Below are 19,168 nucleotides of genomic sequence, written 5' to 3'. Positions count from 1 at the left end.
CTACAGGGTTTCCATCCGCAGGGATTTCAGTTTGGCCGCATCGATTTCACCCGAAGCGATCTTGCACAGGATCAGAGCGCTGAGCTGGGCGCGTTCGACGAAGCTGTCGGGCCAGGCGAACTCCTGATCCGAATGGATGTCTCCGCCGCGCACCCCCAGGGTGTCGATATTGGGCAGGCCGGCGGCATGCAGATTGTTGCCCTCGCACACTCCGCCCGACGGTTTCCAGGCGATGGGTTGGCCCAGCAGGGCGCCCGCCTCTTTCACCGCTTCGAACAGGGCGGTCTGGGCGGCGTCCATCGGTTTGGGCGCACGGGTGAAGCCACCGTGCAAATCCAGCGTCAGGCCCTCGAACGGCGGCGTCGCGGCGATGGCCCGCACGGATGCGTCGATCCAGTCTGCGGCGGCCTTGTCCGGCACCCGGACGTTGAACCGCACCACGGCGTTGTCGGCGACTACGTTCAGCGCGGCCCCGCCCGAAATCTTGGCGACGTTGACGGTGACGCCCTCGTGCTGACCGTTCAGGCCGTGAAGGGCGGCGGCGATGATGGCGGCGCCGGCCACCGCATTGCGGCCTTCGTCGAAGGCGCGTCCGGCGTGGGCGGCGCGACCCGTGACGATCAGATGATAGTTGCCGCTGCCCTTGCGCGCGCCGGCCAGCGTGCCGTCCGCCAGCGCCGGTTCGTAGGTCAGGCCGACATGGCCGCGCGCACCCAGCTCGGCCAGCAGCGGTGCGGACGCCGGCGATCCGATTTCCTCATCGGGGCTCAGCAGCACCGTCCAGCCGACGCCGTGTTTGTACGGATAGGTCTCGAACGCCTCCAGTGCGGCCAGCAGCACGCTGATCCCGCCCTTCATGTCAGCGACGCCCGGCCCGTTCAGGGCGCCGTCGGCGCGCGTGGTCACGGTCTGGAACCGGCTGTCGGCGGGGAAGACGGTGTCATAGTGGCCGGTCAGCACGACCTGGATCGACGCATCCGGCCGGGCGGTGATCTTCAGGGCGTCGGCATGGGCCTCGGTCCGCACCGATCCGTCGTCGGCGACGGTGGTCGAACCCTGCGTCGGGAGACGTTCGACACGGGCGGGCAGGGCGCTCGCCGCCGCTTCCAGAACATCCAGCACAGCATTCAGTCCGGCGGCGTTGCGGCTGCCGGAGTTGATGTTCGCCCAGTCGATGGTGCGGCCGATGATCGTCTCGCGTCGCGCGGCGACGTGGTCGAGGACGGCCTGGTCCGAGGTCAGAATCCGCATCGGCCGGACCCTAGACGCCTCGACCCCAAAGGTGAAGGTCGGGGCCTGTAAGTCATCGCCGATCACCGCTAGGTTCCGCTCGAAGCGAGGGCCCCATGACACGCAACAAGATCGATCTCTGGCTCCGCGCCATGAACCCGCTGAAGCTGCCGCGCGGCATGGCCGAGGCTCAGCGTTCGGCGCGCGCCATGGTGATCGGCCTGGTCATCGCCCTGATCGTCGGCCTGATCCCGACCTGGTGGATGTTCACCTCGGGCTGGTTCGAAAAGGCGATGAGCGCGGAATACGCCAAGATGGGCCTGTCGGCTGATCAGTTGGCCATGCAGCAGGAGATGATGAAGGTCATGTGGCCGTTCGCTATCGCCTCTGGCGCGATCTTCTCCGTCCTGTTCTATGGCGTCGTGGCGGTGGTTCAGTGGCGCATGATGACGCGCGCCATCCCGATCATCATGCTGGCGCTGATCGCCTACAGCGTGGTGGCCAATCTGGGGATGCGGCTGCTGGGGACCATGCCGTCGCCGGACCTTCCGCTGTGGATCAACCTGACGACCTGGCCCGCCTTGATCGTGTCGGGCGTGATCTATGTCGCGTCGCTGCAGGGCGCCATGCTGCTGCATCGTCTGAAGCAGGAGGCGTGATGTCGGTCATCCTTTACCACAATCCGAAATGCAGCACGTCGCGCAACGCCCTCGCCCTGCTGCGCGAGCAGGGCGTCGAGCCGACGGTGGTCGAATATCTGAAGACCGGATGGGACCGCGAGACGCTGGAGCGATTGGCGTGCAGAACCGGCGTCGGTTTATCGGGCCTTCTGCGCAGGAAGGAAGCCGACGCCAAGGCGCTGCTGGACGCCGGCGCGGATGACGAAGCCATACTGGCCGCAGCGATCGGTCGGCCGATCCTGATCGAACGTCCGATCGTCGAAACCGACAAGGGCGCCGTCATCGGCCGACCCGTGGAGCGGGTGCTGGACGTTCTCTAGCCACAGATCCGGCGGGGCGGCCTAGCGGTTGCGGCCGCCCCGGTTCGGACGACGGTCGCCCGCCTCCCGGCTTTCGTGACGCCAGCGGATCGACAGGCTGGTCTGGCCCTGGCCGCCGAACTGCGAGGCGATGGCGACGTTGCGCCGAGGCTGCCATTCGACCTTGACCGCCGCGCCGTTCTGACCGCCGCCGATGACCTCCAGATAGACGTCGTCGGTGATGTAACGACCGCCGGCGACCGTCACCGCCGAGGCGTCGCCGCCGAACGACAACCGGTCCAGACCCGCCAGTTCGCGCAGGTTGCCGATCACGTCGAACCCGCCGCCGCCCGCCAGGGCCGCGACCCCGGCCGCCAGCTGAGCCGCCTCGAAGGCCGACAGCTGCGACGCGGACCGTCCGAACAGCACCTGCGACAGGATTTCGTCCTGGGGCAGGGACGGGGTGGAGGTCAGGGCGATCTTCGGTTCCGCGGCCGTTCCGGTGACGTTGATCGAAGCGGTCAGGGCCGCGTCCTCACGCGTCGCCGCCAGGTTCAGACGGATCTGCTTGGGATCGGTCGACAGGGTGACGCGTCCGGTGTCATCGAACACGAACCGCTTGCCCGCGAACTCGTAATCCCCGCGCACCACATTGGCCGTGCCGGTCAGCTGCGGCTGGGCGATGGTGCCGCGCACCCGGGCGTTCACGTCCAGGATCACGTTCAGGCCGCGACCGTTGAACCGCACCTTGCCGCCGCTGGAACGCAGGACGATGTCCATGCCGATCTGCGGGCCGCGCGCCTTCTGCTCGGTCTCTTCCGGATCGCCGCCGGGACGATTGATCTCGACCACATCCATCGAGACGATGCCGGTCGCGCCGGGCAGTTCCGGTTCGATCTTGGCCTCATCGATGTCGATGCGGCCGCCCAGCTGGATATTGCCGTCGGCGCCGCGCACGATGGTGACCGGGCCCGAGGCGCGCGCCTCGGCGATATCGTTGTCGATGACCCGGAAGCGGTTCAGCATCAGTTGCGCGTTCGATCCGGAGCCTTGGCGCAGACCGATGCGGCCCTGGCCGGACACCGTGCCGCCCTTGCCGTCATTGGCCGTGAAGGTCTCGATCTGGGCGGCTGTGTCGTCGAACCGGGTCCGCAGCGTCAGGTCGCTGAGCACCAGACCGACCGCATTCTCGCGATAGGAGCCCTGGCTCAGATCGAACCGGCCGTTCAGGCGCGGTGCGTTCAGCGTCCCGCCGATCGTCGCCTGACCCGCCACCTGGCCCGCCAGACTGCGGTCGCCGCCCAGGAACAGGTCCCAGATCGGCTGGATCTGACCGTTGATCGACACCCGGCCCGACATCTCGCGGGTCCGGGCGATGGCCAGGCGCAGCGGCGCGGCCGAGGCCTCGACCGGCAGGACGACGTCAGCCGAGGCCTGAACCGCGCCCTCGTCGACCGCCGTCGCCTTGATGCTCAGCCGGTCGCCCGCCAGGGTCGCGTCCACGCGTCCGTCGATGGCCAGGCCGCGCGGCGCGTCGATGCTGCGCACGTTCTGAAGCGCGATATTGGCCGTGCCCGACAGATCGCTGCCGGCGCCGCGCAGGGCGACCTGACCCGTCACGCTGCCGCGCAGTTCGGGCGAGATGGAGCCCAGATCGACCCGCGTCAGGTCGGCCTGGACCGCGGCGCCGCGCGCATCCTGACGCAGGTCGGCCAGCAGCACGCCTCCGCCCACGCCCAGATCCAGATGAGCCGTGCGGGTGGCCCCGTTCAGAGTGATCGAGGCCGGGCTGCGGGTCGTGAACGCCACCTCGCGCACCCGGCCGCCGCCGCGCAGCGTCAGACCGTGGGTGGTGTTCTGCCGCGAATAGACGCCCGTGCCGTTGAACTGCGCCGGGTTGGGGCCGCCCACGTCAAGCGCCAGGGTGAAGGGCAGGTTGTTCAGCGTGCCGCGCCCGTCCAGATCCAGCTTGCGAATGATCCAGCTCTGACCCGCCAGCCGGACATTGCGGCCGCTGACATCCAGAATGGCGCTGTCCGATCCGCCGCCGTCGGTCAGCCGCACCCGTCCGTTGGCTTCGCCCGAAGCCAGGAAGGCTCCGGCGCGCGCCGAGAAGGTCAGGTCCGCGCTGGAGGGAATGCTGTCGGACAGGGCGATGGCGCCCCTGGCCGTCACGCCGCCGGCGTCCACGTCCAGATCGCTGAGCCGAATGCGCTTGCCGCCCAGGAAGAAGTTGCCCGAGGCGCGCGCCGGACCATAGTTCGAGCCGCTAACCACCGAAATCCGGCCGTCCGATGCATCTGCCCCCTTGCGGAAGCTCAGCGTCAGATCGGCGTTGTTCAGCGTCAGGGCGCCGGCCGTGACCTGCTGGAAGCCGGCGGTCAGATCGACGCGCGGCTGGGCCAGTGTGCCGGTCAGGGCGCCGCGTCCATTCATGTCGCCGCCGATCTCGACCGGCCCGGCCGCGAACGGGCCGCGCGCGTTCCAGTCCAGCGCCAGCCTCAGCTTGCCGGCGGTTTCAATGATGCCCTTGGCGCCCGCGCGACCGGCCGCGCCGGTCAGTTCGCCGCGCTCGACCTCGATGCGTCCGCCGTTCAGCTTGCCAGCCAGTTGCAGGCGCGGGGTCTTGCCGAGCAGGCGATCCAGTTCGTCCAGACCCACCGTCAGATTGCGGCCCCGTCCGTCGAAATTCAGCACCCACGGCGCGCCGGCCCGCGCCGACGAAGCCCGGATCGGACCGCCGAAGGCGCCGCGCGCGTCCGGCAGCACGCGCCTGGCATCGGTCAACTGCGCCTCGCCGCGGAAGCTCATCCCGCCCAGCAGATTGCGCGAGCCCGAGCCGTTCAGCGTCAGGCCCTGGCCCTGCAGATCAACCTTGGTCAGCAGGATGGCGCCGTCCTTCATCCGCGCCGCCTTCATCTGCACGCGCGGGGCCGGACCCAGGAGGCCGCCGATGATGCCTTCGCCCGATCCGCCGTTCGCGCGAATGTCGCCGTCCAGATCAATCCGGCCGTTCTTGACCGCGACGTTCAGCGGTCCGGCGATGCGCGTGGCGCGATAGCTGGCCACATTGGCGTTCAGCAGAGTGACCTGGCCTCCCAGCGTCCAGGTCTGGGCGTCACCCTTGAACAGGCCGGAATAGGCCGCTGGTCCCGCCACATCGGACCCGACCAGCCGGCTCAGCGAGGCTGTCTGAATGTTGAGGCTGATTCCGTCGGGCGAACTGCGGTCGGAGTTGCGGATCAGGCCGCGCGCCTCCGACTGAACGTTGTCGGAAATCAGCTTCCACGCCACGCCTTGGCTCGCCTTGTCCGGCGTCGGGACCATGGCGAAGCCGAACCGCGCGGTGCGGCCGATCTTGGTGACGAAGGGCGCCAGCAGGTCCGAGTTGCTGAAGTCGGCGAAGCCCGCGACGCGAGAGCCCTTGTCGCCGAAATGGCCCTGGACGATCAGGGGGACGAACTGTCCCGTCTTGACCCGCGCATTGACCACATCGGCGTTCAGAACCGCGACCGCCGAGAAGGGCTGATCCGGCGAATAGCCCAAGGCGCCGGCCAGCGGTCCGCCCTGAGCCTCATTGGCGCGCAGGTTCAGGCGCGTATCTTCCAGCTTGCCGCCGAAGGTCGCCGCCAGACGCAGGAAGTCGCCGGGCCGGTTCAGGCTGTCGGCGTTGACCGTCGCGCTCTTGGCGCCGTTGCGTGGCAGGCTGGCGTCGCCCGACAGGCTCCAACGGCCGTATTCCTTGGAGAAGCCTTCCATCAGTTCGATGTTGGCCGCGAACTTGTCGATGCGGACCGAGATCGGCTGCGGGCTGGGCGGCTCGCCAGTCGGCGGGTCGATCACGGGGCGGCGCAGGACGCGAATGGTCTCGGCCTTGATGTCGTTCGCATGGAAGCTGCGGCTCAGCAGGGCCACATAGGACCAGTCCATGCTGAGGTTGTTCGCCTCCAGCCAGATCCCCTGACTGTCGGCCAATGTGATGCGGTCGATGGTGAAGTCGCTGAGCAGGTCGCCCTTCAGCCCATAGACCTTCAGCCGGCCGTAGCGGCTGATCTTCAGGTCCTGAAGCCGTTGCAGAACCATGTCGCGACCGCCGTCCGAGGCGATGTAGTAACGCCCTCCGACCAGGGCGGCGGCGATCACCACCAGCAGTCCGGCCAGCACGACGCCCACGCCCAGGGCGATGCGTCTGATCAGCCCGCGACGCGGCTTTGCGGGCCGCGCGGCCTTGGCCGGCGTCGTCGCGTCTTCAGGCGTGGCTTCGGGCGGTGTATCGGTCAAAACGCCTGCCCGATGCTGATGTAGATCTGGAAGGCCGAGTCGCCCTCACGCTTGTTCAGCGGCATGGCGACATCCGCCCGGATCGGCCCGAACGGCAGCATGTAGCGCACGCCCACGCCCGCGCCGTAGCGCATGTTGGTCAGGTTGGGCGTCTCCTGGAAGCCCACGGACCCCGCGTCGACGAAGGCCACGGCCTGGAAGCTCTGACCGATCGACTGGCGCACTTCGAACGAGGTTTCGAACAGAGACAGACCCCCGCGCGGCGTACCGTCCGGCAGTTGCGGATTGACGCCCTGATAGGAATATCCCCGCACCGAACCGCCACCCCCAGCGTAGAACAGACGGTCGGCCGGCACGTTCAGCTCGCTGCCGCCGACGATGGAGCCGATTTTCATGCGACCGGCCAGGATGGTGCGATCACCCGCGACGGGGAAGTAGGCGGTGCCTTGCGTCTCGGTGCGCAGGAACAGGATGTTGCTATCCCCTGCCACCGCCGTCGGCTGCACCGCCAGATTGACGCGCCAGCCCTTGGTCGGGTTCAGCGGGTCGTTGGAGCGGTCGATGTAGGCGCTGGTCCGCGCGGTGATGATCGCCAGATTGCGGTCGAAGGTGACCCGCTGGGGGGGCAGGGTGCTGAAGTCGTAGCGCGTCTCGCTGTAGCGCCCGGCGTCCAGCCCGATTCCGTAGTTGAAATAGGAGGTCTTGCCGATCCGCTGCTGTAGGTCGGCGTACAGGACAAGGGCGGTGCGCAGATAGGCGTCGGTGTCTTCGTTTACGACTGCTGCGCCCAGCTTCAGCGTCCGGCCGGGCCGGCGCCAGTGGGGCAGGGACAGGTCGGCGCCGATCCGACTGTCGATGTCGGCCAGCCGAGCCTCTAGCCTCAGCGTGTCGGCGCGGCCGAAGCGGTTGTAGTGCGTCTGGATCACATCCACGCCCGCGCCCTCCGCCGTGGACCAGGTGGCGCCGGCCTCCAGCACGCGACGCGGCCGGTCCTGCAGGCTGACCACGACGGGGCGATGACCATCGGCGGTGATCTGATCCAGCGGCGACAGCGCGACGCTGACGCCGTCATAGACCCCGGTGTCCAGCAGCCGGCGTTCCAGCTCCGCGACCATCTCGGGGTCGTAGCGATCGCCCTCGTTCCACGGCGCCAGGCCCGCGACCCAGGCGGGATTGGTTCGGCCCTGGCTGGTCAGGCGCACGCCGTCCAGACGTACCAGCGCGCCGGAGGCGATGCGATACTCCGGCGCGACGGTGAAGGCCGCGTGATCCACCACGACACGACGCGGATTGGCCTTGGCGTCGGCGTAGCCGTCACGCACCAACGCCGCCACGGCCCGACCTTCGCCGGATATGACGTCCGCCGCCCGCCCCGGATCGCCGGCCTTCAGGGCAATGGCGTCCTTGGCCTTGTCCGCCGCCTCGGCCTCCGGCGCCGGATCGGCCCACTGGATCGTCGGATCGGTCAGCAGGAAACGGCGCCCCGGTTCGACCGAAACCACCGCGATCGGCGTCTCCTCACCCTCGACGATGTCTTCGACGACCGGTTGATAGTAGCCTTCTGACCGCAGCAGGGCGGTCGCCGAGGTCACGGCGCTCTCGGCGCGACGACGGGCCTCGAAGCGGCTGGCCGGCGCGCCGTCAACCTCGCCCACGGCCCGCTCCAGCGCCCGCCGCAGATCGCCGTCCATGTCGCCCCGGATTTGCGCGCGGGGTTCCGCCGCCGCTGCATGGGCGCAGGCCGAAAACGCCGCGAGGGCGACCAGCAGGGTAGGCCTGAACGTCAAACTCGATCTTTCGTCAAAAGGACGCCCCCCGGCATACCCGTTCGTCAGTAGAACAGCGTCTCACTCTCGGGCTGGACTGACTGTTCCGACGTGCGTTCCTCAGGCGGAAGCGTCGTCGACGGCGGAGGCGTCGGCGTCGGGTCCTGAACCTGGGGCGCGGGCGGAGGGGCTTCTTCCTTGACCGGCGGAGGCGCCGTCTCGACCGGCATTTCGCGATAGTCGTCGTCCGGGCGTGAAGGGCGGTCGTCGCAGGCCGACAGCGCGAGTACGCTGGCAGCGGCGGCGGCCAAGACAAAAATCGAGCGTGTCATGATAGTCCCCGGTCTCCGCCGACCAAACGCCTGTCGCGCTAAGCTGTTCCCTTAGCGCTGAAATCTGCGTCGGTCATCCTGCCTGATCGGACCATTTTGTGACCATGCGATCCAAGGTCAATTCGCACTTGGGGGCGGGCGCAGCAACCACGCCGTCGAAACGGGGTGCGGATTGCGGCAGACCGCCGTGGAATGTTCCACGCGCCTGATTGTGCGGATGATCCGGCGCCTCGGCCAGGCTCAGCACGGGCGTGACACAGGCTTCCGTCCCGGCGAAATGGGCGCTCCAGTCGTCGCGGTCTCTGCTTGCGAACAAGGCCGCAAGCCGCACTTGCAGGGCCGGCCAGGCGGCGATGTCGTATTGAGCCGCATCAGCCGGATCAATCTCCAGGCCGGCCAGCAGCGCGGCGTAGAAACGCGGCTCCAGCGCCGCCACCGCCACGAACCCGCCGTCGCGACAGGCGTAGCAGCGATAGAAGGGCGCGCCCCCGTCCAGCAGATTGGCTCCGCGCTGTTCGCTCCACAGTCCCCGACCCCGCAAGGCCTGGAACAGGCCGCCCAGCAGAGCCGCCCCGTCCGTCATGGCGGCATCCACCACGCGTCCCTTGCCCGTCGTCCTGGCCTCCACCAGCGCGGCCAGCACCCCGACCACCAGCAGCATGGCCCCGCCGCCATAATCTCCGACCAAGTTCAACGGCGGGGAGGGCGGACGATCCGCCTCGCCCATGGCATGCAACACCCCGGACAGGCCGATGTAGTTCAGATCATGCCCGACCGCATTCGCCAGCGGCCCCGTCTGGCCCCATCCCGTCACGCGCCCAAACACCAGCGCGGGCTTTCGCGCCTGCAGATCGTGGGGACCGTAGCCCAGCCGCTCCATGACGCCGGGCCGAAAGCCTTCGATCACGGCGTCGGCCCCATCGATCAGCCGCAGGATACGCTCGCGGTCGGCGTCCGACTTCAGATCGACAGGGACAGCCACTCGTCCCCGATGCAGGACCTCGCCTCCGACTTCCTCAAAGACCGCCGGTCCAGCCGAGGCGTCGCGCGTCAGCCGCACCACCTCCGCCCCCAGGTCCGCCAGCATCATTCCGGCGAAGGTGACCGGCCCCAAGCCGTCGAATTCGATGATGCGGACGCCATTTAACGGTTTCATGCCCAATGAGTAGCAGACCGGGTCTTGACCGGAAGGCCGGATTACAACAGAAGGCGCCCTTCGACGGTTCGGGCCAGCCCGGACGTCGCGCGGTGCGTCCTTAGCTCAGTTGGTTAGAGCATCTGACTTTTAATCAGAGGGTCCTCGGTTCGAGCCCGAGAGGACGTACCATTTCCCCCTTGCGGACATCGCAAGGGCGCCTTTGATCCGCCGTTCGGGCGTGGTCTAAAGTCAGAATGAAGCACTACAATCTGTACGGCCCCACGACCGCGATCCTGCTGATCGCGACTCTTAGCGGCTGCAACGCCGGTCGGTCGGCGATGGGCGGCGCTGAACAGGTCAGGACAGGATTCGCGGCGGCGGCGACGGCTCCGCTGGAAGACTTCAACCTGCGTCGTCAGATGATCCCGACGGTGCTGCTGCAAGCCGAAGCCAATCCCTACGACCTGCGCAATCTGAATCAGTGCACGACCATCGGCGCAGAGGTCGCAAGGCTCGACGAAGCGCTGGGACCCGATACGGACGAACCGCCGCGTCAGGACGGCTCTTATCTCAGCGAGCGGGCGGCGGACGCGGCGGCCAAGGCGGCGCTGAACGCCATTCGCGACACGACAACCGACTTTATTCCCGGCCGAAACTGGATCCGTCGACTGAGCGGGGCCGAACAGCATTCAAAGCACGTTCAGTCGGCCATTCAGTCGGGCCGGATGCGCCGCGCCTTCCTGAAGGGCATGGGCATGCAGCGGAACTGCGCGCCGCCGGCGGCGCCCAGCTGGTTCAGACCGCACCCTTAGGCGTCAGCCGTTCGACGTGTGGCGGGCGTGAAAGTCGCGCCTGAACTGCTCGAACCGACCCTCGGAAATCGCCGCACGCATGGCCGCCGTCAGCGCCTGATAAAAGGCGATGTTGTGCCAACTCAGCAGCACCTTCCCAAGGATTTCGTCGGCGCGGATCAGGTGGTGCAGATAGGCCTTCGAATACGACGATGACGGGCCGTCGATGGTCGGGTCCAGCGGGTCCTGATCCTCGGCGAAGCGGGCGTTCTTCAGGTTCAGCGGGCCATCCCAGGTCCAGGCCTGACCGTGACGGCCGGCGCGGGTCGGCAGGACGCAGTCGAACATGTCCACGCCGCGATAAACTGCCTCGACCAGGTCGACCGGCTTGCCCACGCCCATCAGATAGCGCGGACGGTCGGCCGGCAGCATTTCGGGCGCATAGTCCAGCACCTCGCACATGGCCTGGTGGCCTTCGCCGACCGCCAGACCGCCGATGGCGTAGCCGTCGAAACCGATTTCTTGCAGTTGCTCCGATGACTGACGGCGCAGGTCCTCGAAGGTCGACCCCTGCTGGATGCCGAACAGGGCCTGGTTTTCACGCTCGCCGAAACGGGTCTTGGACCGCGCGCCCCAGCGGATCGACAGCTCCATCGCCTTCTTGGCCGCATCCTTCTCGGCCGGATAGGCGACGCACTGGTCCAGCTGCATCGATATGTCGGCGCCGATCCGGTCGGCCTGAATTTCGATCGACCGCTCGGGCGTCAGGACGTGTTTGGAGCCATCGATGTGGCTGGAGAAGGTCACGGCCTCCTCCTTCACCTTGGAGATGCCGGCCAGGGACATGACCTGGAATCCGCCGCTGTCGGTCAGAATCGGCTTGTCCCAGCCCATGAACGTGTGAAGCCCGCCCAGACGCTCCATCCGCTCGGGCCCAGGGCGCAGCATCAGGTGATAGGTGTTGCCCAGCAGGATGTCGGCGCCGGTCGCCTTGACCTGATCCACCGTCATCGCCTTGACCGTGGCGGCGGTGCCGACCGGCATGAAGGCGGGGGTGCGGATGTCGCCGCGTGCGGTCTTCAGCACCCCGGTGCGGGCGCGGCCCTCGGTGGCGGAAATCTGGAAGGGGAAAGGCATTCAGGCGATCAGTCGTTCAAGCTGTTCGACGCGCGCCAGATCCTTGGGGCGGCCGAACAGGCGATACAGGGCGATGTGGTCCCGGATATCCGGAACGAACAGGGGCGTGTCCTCGACGAAGACGCGGCGGCGCGAGCCGAAGGCGACCGGGGTCCAGTCGCCGCCGTCGCGTGTTTCCAGATCGGCCATGACCTCGACCAGTATCGGCTGATCCGGCGCGCGGCCGAAGACGGCGGAGCGGAACAGGCCTTCGCCCGGATCGGGTATCACCACGCCGCCCAGCGCGCCCAGCAGGTTGCGCGCATCGCGCGGCGCGCACAGCACGTCGATGTCGGGCACATGGATGTCGGTCAGGCCATAGAGCGCCATGGCCGCCCCGCCGAAGATCCACCACGGCTCGCGCAGGTCGCGCGCGGCCTCGCCGACGGCGATCAGGCCGTCTTGAAGATCATGCGGAAGGTCGTCGGGTGACACGGGGCGGGCTCGATTTCGTCAGGAGGCGGCATTTAGGCGTTCCGGTCGCGATTGACCACCCGATCACCATCCCAGCGACGCCTCGCCGCGCAGGATCGCCTCGGCCTTAGGGGTGTGCTTGCCGCCCTCGCGGTCGTGCAGGATCAGCGGCGGCAGTAGACGCAGCGGCGCGCGCCCGGTCTTGATGGCGTGCACCAGAACCCGCTTGGCCGGCTCGTCCGCGAAGGGATGGATGGGCCGCACGGCGAGCGACCCCGCCTTTTCGCCCAGCAGAGCCAGTAGATCGGCCAGTCGGTCGGCGCGATGAACGACCACGATGCGCCCGCCTTCCTTCACCGCCTTCAACAGGAAATCGGTCCACGCCTTCAGCCCGTCGTCGGCCATCCAGGCGCCCCGCTTGCCTTCGGCCGGGGGGCGCAACGCCGTGGCGTCATCGAAGAAGGGGGGATTGGATATTGCCCAGTCTGCCGGCTCCACGCCCAGCGCCCGAAACCCGGCCGCCACGTCGCCCTGACGAATCACTGCGGATCCAGCTGCGCCGTTCAGCGCCGCATTCTCGGTCGCCAGCTCCGCCATCACCGGATCGCGCTCCACGCCCGTCAGGGTCACGCCCGGCCGTCGCGCCGCGATCTGCATCAGGACCGCGCCCGCCCCGCAGCCCGCCTCGATCAGGCTCTGGCCCGCCTCGGCCGGTACCGCCGCCGCCAGCAAAGCCGCATCCATCCCGGCGCGATAGCCGCGCGCGGGTTGACGCAAGCGCACCCGGCCGTTCAACAGGCCGTTCTCGACGATCGTCGTCGGCAGTGTTTCGACCGGCTCCAAGCCTCAATCTCCTTGACCCTCAAGGGGTCGAACATCATTGTGCGCCGCAACTCGCGGGGGCAAGCCGGCCCGGCCGCAAAAAGCCATTCCCGCGGCCCGCCGCGCCAGTGAAAGAGTATTCGTTTGGACGTCGCCATCGCCGCCGCTCACCGCCCGAAGGGGGACGTCAACGCCCTTGTCCGGCTGGCTGAGGTCGATATGGCGGCCGTGGACGCCCTGATCCTGGATCGGATGCAGTCGGATGTGCCGATCATCCCGAAACTGGCCGAACATCTGGTTTCGGCGGGCGGAAAGCGTCTGCGCCCCCTGATGACCGTCGCCGCTGCGCGCGCCGTGGGCGCGACGGACGACATCGTGGCGCCGCGCAAGCTGGCCGCTGCGGTCGAGTTCATCCACACTGCCACGCTCCTGCATGACGACATCGTCGATGCGTCCGAACTGCGTCGCGGCAAGGTCGCGGCCCACCTGATCTGGGGCGCTCCCACCAGCGTCCTGGTTGGCGACTTCCTGTTCGCCCGCGCCTTCGAACTGATGGTCGAGACGGATTCGATGCGCGCCCTGGGCATTCTGGCCGAGGCGTCGCGCGTCATCTCCGAGGGCGAGGTGCTGCAGCTGACGCGCGCCCACGACCTGAATCTGGACCAGGCCACCTATCTGCAGATCATCTCGGCCAAGACCGCCGAATTGTTCGCCGCCGCCGCAGAGGCGGGCGCGGTCGGCGCCGGCGCCGATCCGGCCGCGATCAAGGCTCTGCGCGACTACGGCATGGCCCTGGGCATCGCCTTCCAGCTGGCCGACGACGCGCTGGACTACGGCGCGACGGCCGAGGCCTTGGGCAAGAACGCCGGCGACGATTTCAACGAGGGCAAGGCGACCCTGCCGCTGTTGCTGGCTGTCGCCCGCACGCGCGGCCGCGAGGAAGCCTTCTGGGAGCGCACCGTGACCAAGGGTGAGCGGACGCCCGAAGACTTCACCCGCGCCCGCGAACTGATCATCGGCTCGGGCGCCATCGGCGCGACCCTGGATCTGGCCGGCGACTATGCTGATCAGGCGAAGGCCGCCCTGTCGGTCCTGCCGTCCAGCGACTGGCGCGCCGCGCTGGAAGACCTGGCCGATTTCGCGGTGTCGCGCGCCGCTTGACCGAGACTGCGGATACGCTCGACCAACAGGTCCGCACCGCCGACCTCGACCGCTGGCTGTCCAGTCGCCTGGTCGCGAATGACCGCGCGCGCGCTGACCTGATCACGCTCTACGCCTTCGAAGCCGAGCTGATGACCATTCCCACACGCGTGACCCAGCCGCTCCTGGCCGAGATGCGCTACACCTGGTGGGCGGAACAGATGGAGGGCGTCTTCGCCGGCGTGCCCCGTAAGGGCCATCCGGTGCTGGAGGCCCTGACCGATCTCGTCGCGCGTCACGGCCTGGACCGTGCGCCGTTCGACGCCTTGATCGACGCCCATATCGGCCGGGTGCGCGAACAGCCGCACGATCTTGACGCCTTCTACGTCGGCCCGATGCAGGTCGGTGTGCGGATACTGGCGGGCGAAGGCCATGATGCAGCCGTGGCGCCTGTCGGCCGGGTCTGGGGACTGGCGCAGACCGGTCGGGCGAAGGAAGCGTCGTCCCTGAAGCGGGCAGCCAATGCCGCGTTGAAGTCGCTGCCGCCCGGGGGATTCCCCGCCGTGGCCCACGCCGCCCTGACCGATCCCAACCGGCCCGAACCGCTTAAGCGGCTCAGGCTGATCGCGGCGTCCTTCGTCGGACGCATCTGAAGTCTGCGCGGCTTCAGATCGCGCTTGCGCCGGCCGCCGATAGGGGCTGCTGTGGCGACGAACAGCGTGGAGATCCGCCGTGTCGCGAACCCATTTGGAACGTCATCTGATCGCCCGTATCGGCTGGCTGAGAGCCGCAGTCCTGGGCGCCAACGACGGCCTTCTGTCCACCTCCAGCCTGATCGTCGGCGTGGCCGCGTCCGGAGCCCCGAAAACGGCGGTTCTGGTGTCGGGGGTGGCGGGTCTGGTCGCGGGCGCCATGTCCATGGCGGCCGGTGAATATGTGTCCGTCAGCTCTCAGTCGGACACCGAAAAAGCCGACCTGGCCCGGGAAGCCGCCGAACTGGCCGCCGCGCCCGAGGCTGAACGGGATGAACTGGCGGCGATCTATGTCGAACGGGGCGTTCTGCCCGAAACGGCACGGGCTGTCGCTGAACAGCTGATGGCGCACGATTCGCTCGGTGCGCATGCGCGCGACGAGTTGGGCATCTCCAGCTTCACAACCGCGCGGCCGGTCCAGGCGGGGTTGACGTCCGCCGCCACCTTCGCCGCGGGCGCCGCCTTGCCACTGGCGACGGTCGCCATTGCGCCGACCAGAGGGCTGTTGATCTGGGTCGCGGCCAGCGCCGTCGCCGGTCTGATCGCGCTGGGGGCCTTGGGCGCGCGGGCGGGCGGGGCCGACATCGGCCGGTCGGTGGTTCGCGTCGTCTTCTGGGGCGTGCTGGCCATGGCGGTCACGGCCGTGATCGGACGGGTGTTCGGGACGGTGGTCTAGGCCGCCGCGTCGCGCCAGGCTTTGAGGCTTTCTATCGCCCGAAGGCTCATCAGGCGCTTCTTGGCCCGGCCGCGTTCCTTCAGCGGGATCTTGACACCCGCCTCGTCGATCTTGGGCGCCTCCAGCGGCGGCAGCAGCCCGTAGTTGATGTTCATCGGCTGGAACTTGGAGCCGGCCAGATGCCCGCCGGTGATGTGTTCGACCAGGGCGCCCATGGCGGTCTCGGGCGGCGGCGGGGCCAGGTCGCGACCGAGCGCTTGCGCGGCGGCGAGACGGCCGGTCAGCAGGCCCATGGCCGCGCTCTCGACATAGCCTTCGACCCCCGTCACCTGACCGGCGAAACGCAGGCGCGGCATGGCCTTCAGCCGCAGTTGCTTGTCCAGCAGTTGGGGACTGTTCAGATAGGTGTTGCGGTGCAGACCGCCCAGGCGCGCGAACTGGGCGTTCTGAAGCCCCGGTATCATGCGAAAGACCTCGGCTTGCGCCCCGTGCTTCAGCTTGGTCTGGAAGCCGACCATGTTGAACAGGGTTCCCAGCGCGTTGTCCTGGCGCAGCTGGACGATGGCGTAGGCCTTGACCAGCGGATCGCGCGGATTGGTCAGGCCGACCGGTTTCATCGGACCGTGCCGCAGGGTCTCGCGACCACGATCGGCCATGACCTCGATGGGCAGGCAGCCGTCGAAATAGGGGACGTGCTCCCAGTCCTTGAACTCGGCCTTCGGGCCGCTCAACAGGGCGTCGATGAAGGCCTCATACTGCGCCTTGTCCATCGGGCAGTTGACGTAGGCGGCCGCGTCGCCGCCGGGGCCTTCCTTGTCATAGCGCGACTGCCGCCAGGCGATGTCGAAGTCGATCGAGTCGGCGTGGACGATTGGGGCGATGGCGTCGAAGAAGCTCAAGGACTCTTCGCCCGTCGCCTTCAGGATGGCGTCGGCCAGGGCGGGGGAGGTCAGGGGGCCGGTGGCGACGATGACATTGTCCCACGCCTGCGGCGGCAGGCCGGCGATCTCCTCGCGCACGATGGTGACCAAGGGGTGGGCGGTCAGTTTGGCGGTCACCGCCTGGGAAAAGGCGTCGCGGTCCACAGCCAGGGCGCCGCCGGCCGGCACCTGATTGATGTCGCCGCAGGCCATGATGATCGAATCCAGCGCCCGCATCTCGGCGTGCAGCAGGCCGACCGCATTGAACTGCCAGTCGTCCGAGCGGAAGGAGTTGGAGCAGACCAACTCGGCCAGGCCATCGGTGTGGTGGGCGTCGGTCTTGACGCCGGGGACGCCGCGCATCTCGTGCAGGATTACGGGCACGCCGGCCTGGGCGATCTGCCAGGCGGCCTCGGAGCCGGCTAGGCCGCCGCCGATGACGTGGATGGGGGAGGAAGAGGAAGCGGTCATCGCGGCCTTCTAGCGGGCGGGTGGCGCGGTGTCATGGCCCCCTGCTATATCCGCCGCCGGTCATCGGGGGCGTAGATTGAGCGAGCATCGGACTTTGCGACTGGGCGAGACGCTGTCGGCGGCGGCCCGCGCCCTGCCTCGCCTGTGGCGCGGGGCCTGCGGCGCGATCGTGCTGGCGGCCGTTGTCTGGAGCCTCAAGCCGCTGGCGGCGGGCCCAGCGGGCCTGATCTGGGCGGCGTGCGCCATGGCCTCGACACTGGTGCTGGCGGGCGCGCTGGCGCGGATTGCGATCACCGACGATCTGGCCAAGGCGCGACGCCTGGGCCTGGGGCCGGTCGGGTTGCAGTTCGGACGGCCGGAGATCCGGCTGCTGGGCGCGAGCCTGCTGTGCGCGATCTTTCTCGCCATGATCCTGTCGGTCGTGGCCTTGGTCCTGTTGGCCGTGTTCGGCATGGCCGAGTTGAACGCCCAGGCCATCGAGATGCGCCAGTGGAGCGCGGTGGGGCCGGCGTGGAAGCTGACCCTGCTGGCGGTCGTCACGGCCTTCGCCCTGTTCGCCGTCATCGCCTTCGCGGTCCGCCTGTCCCTGTTCGCGCCGGCGACGGTCGGGCGCGGGCAGATGGTTTCGCTGCAGAGCATGAGCATCGCGCGCGGCGGCTTCTGGCCCCTGTTGGTCGGGCTTGTCGTTACGGCCGCGCCGAAGATCGCGCTGGTGTTGCTGTGGGGCGCGGGGCTGCTGTCGGGGACGGCGGGCTGGATCGTCTTCGTCGTCGTGCTGACAGGTTTGCAGGCTCCGCTGACGATGGCCTTCGTGAGCGCGGCCTATCGTCGGCTGGAGCCCGCGCCGCCCCGGTAGACCAGGGCGGCGCAGGTTGATCAGGCGGCTCGCAAGCCCGGTGCGACGGTGTAGGCCGCCTCGGTTTTGGCGGCGACTTCGTCGAGGGTGACGCCGTCGGCGAGTTCGATCAGCTCAAGGCCCGCGCCGTCGGGCTTGACGTCGAAGGTGGCCAGGTCGGTGATGATGCGGCTGACGACGCCGGTGCCGGTCAGAGGCAGGGTGCAGGCTTCCAGCACCTTGGACTGGCCGTGCTTGTTGGCGTGTTCCATGACCACGACGACACGCTTGACGCCCGCGACCAGATCCATGGCGCCGCCCATGCCCTTCACCAGTTTGCCGGGGATCATCCAGTTGGCGATGTCGCCGTTCTGGGCCACTTCCATCGCGCCCAGGATCGACAGGTTGATATGGCCGCCACGGATCATGGCGAAGCTGTCGGCGCTGGAGAAGTAGGACGACTCCGGGATTTCGGTGATCGTCTGCTTGCCGGCGTTGATCAGGTCGGGGTCCTCGTCGCCTTCATAGGGGAAGGGGCCCATGCCCAGCATGCCGTTCTCGGATTGCAGGGTCACGGTCATGCCGGCGGGGATGTAGTTGGCGACCAGGGTCGGGATGCCGATGCCCAGGTTCACATAGAAGCCGTCCTGCAGTTCCTGGGCGGCGCGTTCGGCGAGTTGTTCGCGGGTGCGGGGCATGATCAGACCTCCGATCCGGCGGCGGCGCCGGCGGCACGTTGACGGACGGTGCGCTGTTCGATGCGCTTTTCGGACACGGTCTGGACCAGGCGGTCGACGTAGACGCCCGGCGTGTGGATGTGGTCGGGATCCAGCGCGCCGACGGGGACGATCTCCTCGACCTCGACGACCGTGACCTTGCCGGCCGTGGCCATCATCGGGTTGAAGTTGCGGGCGGTCTTGCGGAACACCAGGTTGCCGCGCTCGTCGGCCTTCCAGGCCTTGACGATGGACAGGTCGGCGACCAGGCCGGTCTCCATGACGTAGTCGCGGCCGTTGAAGTTGCGGACCTCCTTGCCCTGGGCGACCAGGGTGCCGACGCCGGTGGCGGTGAAGAAGGCGGGGATGCCCGCGCCGCCGGCGCGGATGCGCTCGGCCAGGGTGCCTTGCGGGTTGAACTCCAGCTCCAGCTCGCCGGCCAGATACTGGCGCTCGAACTCCTTGTTCTCACCGACGTAAGAACTGATCATCTTGGCAATCTGGCGGGTGCCCAGCAGTTGGCCCAGGCCGAAACCGTCGACCCCGGCGTTGTTGGAGATGACCGTCAGGCCCTTGACGCCGCTGTCGCGCAGGGCGGCGATCAGGTTCTCGGGGATGCCGCACAGGCCGAAGCCGCCGGACATGACCGTCATGCCGTCGAAGGTCAGGCCCTCCAGCGCGGACGTGACGTCAGCGTAGATCTTTCCCATCGCTCTCCCTTTTTTCACT

18 protein-coding genes and 1 tRNA gene are annotated in these 19,168 nt (G+C 68.2%); 8 read left to right on the top strand and 11 right to left on the bottom strand.

The annotated features are described in order from the left end of the window. On the bottom strand, positions 1–1,251 hold the full coding sequence (locus DT343_RS08080) for a hydrolase (protein ID WP_112862397.1): 1,251 nt from the start codon (positions 1,249–1,251) through the stop codon (positions 1–3). Between the two features lie 95 nt (positions 1,252–1,346). On the opposite strand from DT343_RS08080, the gene DT343_RS08075 reads away from it, so the two are divergent. Beyond that, positions 1,347–1,889 (top strand): hypothetical protein, encoded by a 543-nt coding sequence (locus DT343_RS08075; RefSeq protein ID WP_112862396.1) that lies wholly within the window; start codon positions 1,347–1,349, stop codon positions 1,887–1,889. After that, a complete protein-coding gene (gene arsC, locus DT343_RS08070) occupies positions 1,889–2,230 on the top strand; it encodes an arsenate reductase (glutaredoxin) (RefSeq protein ID WP_112862395.1) in 342 nt (113 codons plus the stop codon). Before DT343_RS08075 ends, arsC begins: the two co-directional genes overlap by 1 nt. Positions 2,231–2,251: 21 nt before the next feature. Here arsC and DT343_RS08065 read toward each other — a convergent pair whose 3' ends face one another. The 4 genes from DT343_RS08065 to DT343_RS08050 all read right to left on the bottom strand — a co-directional run bounded on the left by DT343_RS08065 (position 2,252) and on the right by DT343_RS08050 (position 9,744). After that, on the bottom strand, positions 2,252–6,490 hold the full coding sequence (locus DT343_RS08065) for a translocation/assembly module TamB domain-containing protein (RefSeq protein WP_112862394.1): 4,239 nt from the start codon (positions 6,488–6,490) through the stop codon (positions 2,252–2,254). Next, entirely contained in the window at positions 6,487–8,277 is a 1,791-nt protein-coding gene (locus tag DT343_RS08060; protein WP_112862393.1) for an autotransporter assembly complex protein TamA, read from the bottom strand. Before DT343_RS08060 ends, DT343_RS08065 begins: the two co-directional genes overlap by 4 nt. Before the next feature lie 44 nt (positions 8,278–8,321). After that, positions 8,322–8,588 (bottom strand): hypothetical protein, encoded by a 267-nt coding sequence (locus tag DT343_RS08055; protein WP_112862392.1) that lies wholly within the window; start codon positions 8,586–8,588, stop codon positions 8,322–8,324. Positions 8,589–8,661: 73 nt separating this feature from the next. Next, a complete protein-coding gene (locus tag DT343_RS08050; protein WP_112862391.1) occupies positions 8,662–9,744 on the bottom strand; it encodes a CaiB/BaiF CoA transferase family protein in 1,083 nt (360 codons plus the stop codon). 94 nt (positions 9,745–9,838) lie between these two features. On the opposite strand from DT343_RS08050, the gene DT343_RS08045 reads away from it, so the two are divergent. Continuing rightward, positions 9,839–9,915: transfer RNA gene (locus tag DT343_RS08045), tRNA-Lys, on the top strand. Positions 9,916–9,980: 65 nt separating this feature from the next. Then, positions 9,981–10,538, top strand: a complete 558-nt coding sequence (locus DT343_RS08040) for a hypothetical protein (protein ID WP_112862390.1) — start codon at positions 9,981–9,983, stop codon at positions 10,536–10,538. A 3-nt stretch (positions 10,539–10,541) separates the two neighbouring features. Here DT343_RS08040 and tgt read toward each other — a convergent pair whose 3' ends face one another. The 3 genes from tgt to DT343_RS08025 form a co-directional block, all read right to left on the bottom strand. Next, on the bottom strand, positions 10,542–11,654 hold the full coding sequence (gene tgt, locus DT343_RS08035; RefSeq protein WP_112862389.1) for a tRNA guanosine(34) transglycosylase Tgt: 1,113 nt from the start codon (positions 11,652–11,654) through the stop codon (positions 10,542–10,544). Then, the gene (locus DT343_RS08030; RefSeq protein ID WP_055808117.1) at positions 11,655–12,128 is read right to left on the bottom strand and encodes a hypothetical protein; all 474 of its coding nucleotides are present in this window, start codon (positions 12,126–12,128) and stop codon (positions 11,655–11,657) included. A 63-nt stretch (positions 12,129–12,191) separates the two neighbouring features. Further along, a complete protein-coding gene (locus DT343_RS08025) occupies positions 12,192–12,950 on the bottom strand; it encodes a tRNA1(Val) (adenine(37)-N6)-methyltransferase (protein WP_112862388.1) in 759 nt (252 codons plus the stop codon). Positions 12,951–13,148: 198 nt separating this feature from the next. Here DT343_RS08025 and DT343_RS08020 point away from each other — a divergent pair, with 198 nt between their 5' ends. The 3 genes from DT343_RS08020 to DT343_RS08010 all read left to right on the top strand — a co-directional run bounded on the left by DT343_RS08020 (position 13,149) and on the right by DT343_RS08010 (position 15,497). Further along, positions 13,149–14,090: a polyprenyl synthetase family protein gene (locus tag DT343_RS08020; RefSeq protein ID WP_055753370.1), complete on the top strand. Its 942-nt coding sequence runs from the start codon at positions 13,149–13,151 to the stop codon at positions 14,088–14,090. Then, complete coding sequence (locus tag DT343_RS08015; protein ID WP_112862387.1) at positions 14,087–14,722, top strand: squalene/phytoene synthase family protein; 636 nt, start codon at positions 14,087–14,089, stop codon at positions 14,720–14,722. The genes DT343_RS08020 and DT343_RS08015 overlap by 4 nt, the downstream gene beginning before the upstream one ends. A gap of 79 nt (positions 14,723–14,801) precedes the next feature. Then, a complete protein-coding gene (locus DT343_RS08010) occupies positions 14,802–15,497 on the top strand; it encodes a VIT1/CCC1 transporter family protein (RefSeq protein WP_181669141.1) in 696 nt (231 codons plus the stop codon). On the opposite strand, the gene trmFO is transcribed toward DT343_RS08010, so the two are convergent. After that, the gene (gene trmFO, locus DT343_RS08005) at positions 15,494–16,888 is read right to left on the bottom strand and encodes a methylenetetrahydrofolate--tRNA-(uracil(54)-C(5))-methyltransferase (FADH(2)-oxidizing) TrmFO (RefSeq protein ID WP_112862385.1); all 1,395 of its coding nucleotides are present in this window, start codon (positions 16,886–16,888) and stop codon (positions 15,494–15,496) included. The genes DT343_RS08010 and trmFO overlap by 4 nt on opposite strands. Before the next feature lie 76 nt (positions 16,889–16,964). On the opposite strand from trmFO, the gene DT343_RS08000 reads away from it, so the two are divergent. Further along, positions 16,965–17,744: a hypothetical protein gene (locus DT343_RS08000; protein WP_112862384.1), complete on the top strand. Its 780-nt coding sequence runs from the start codon at positions 16,965–16,967 to the stop codon at positions 17,742–17,744. A gap of 20 nt (positions 17,745–17,764) precedes the next feature. On the opposite strand, the gene DT343_RS07995 is transcribed toward DT343_RS08000, so the two are convergent. Continuing rightward, positions 17,765–18,421 carry a 3-oxoacid CoA-transferase subunit B gene (locus tag DT343_RS07995; RefSeq protein ID WP_112862383.1) on the bottom strand — a complete coding sequence of 219 codons (657 nt, stop codon included), beginning with the start codon at positions 18,419–18,421 and terminating at the stop codon, positions 17,765–17,767. A gap of 2 nt (positions 18,422–18,423) precedes the next feature. After that, positions 18,424–19,149: a CoA transferase subunit A gene (locus tag DT343_RS07990; protein ID WP_112862382.1), complete on the bottom strand. Its 726-nt coding sequence runs from the start codon at positions 19,147–19,149 to the stop codon at positions 18,424–18,426. Between the last annotated feature and the right edge of the window lie 19 nt (positions 19,150–19,168).

The sequence above is a fragment of the Brevundimonas vesicularis genome (genome assembly GCF_900445985.1).
Taxonomy (GTDB): Bacteria; Pseudomonadota; Alphaproteobacteria; order Caulobacterales; family Caulobacteraceae; genus Brevundimonas; species Brevundimonas vesicularis_D.
Note: the sequence above shows the minus strand (reverse complement) of the source record. Positions and strands in the feature narration are given on the sequence as shown.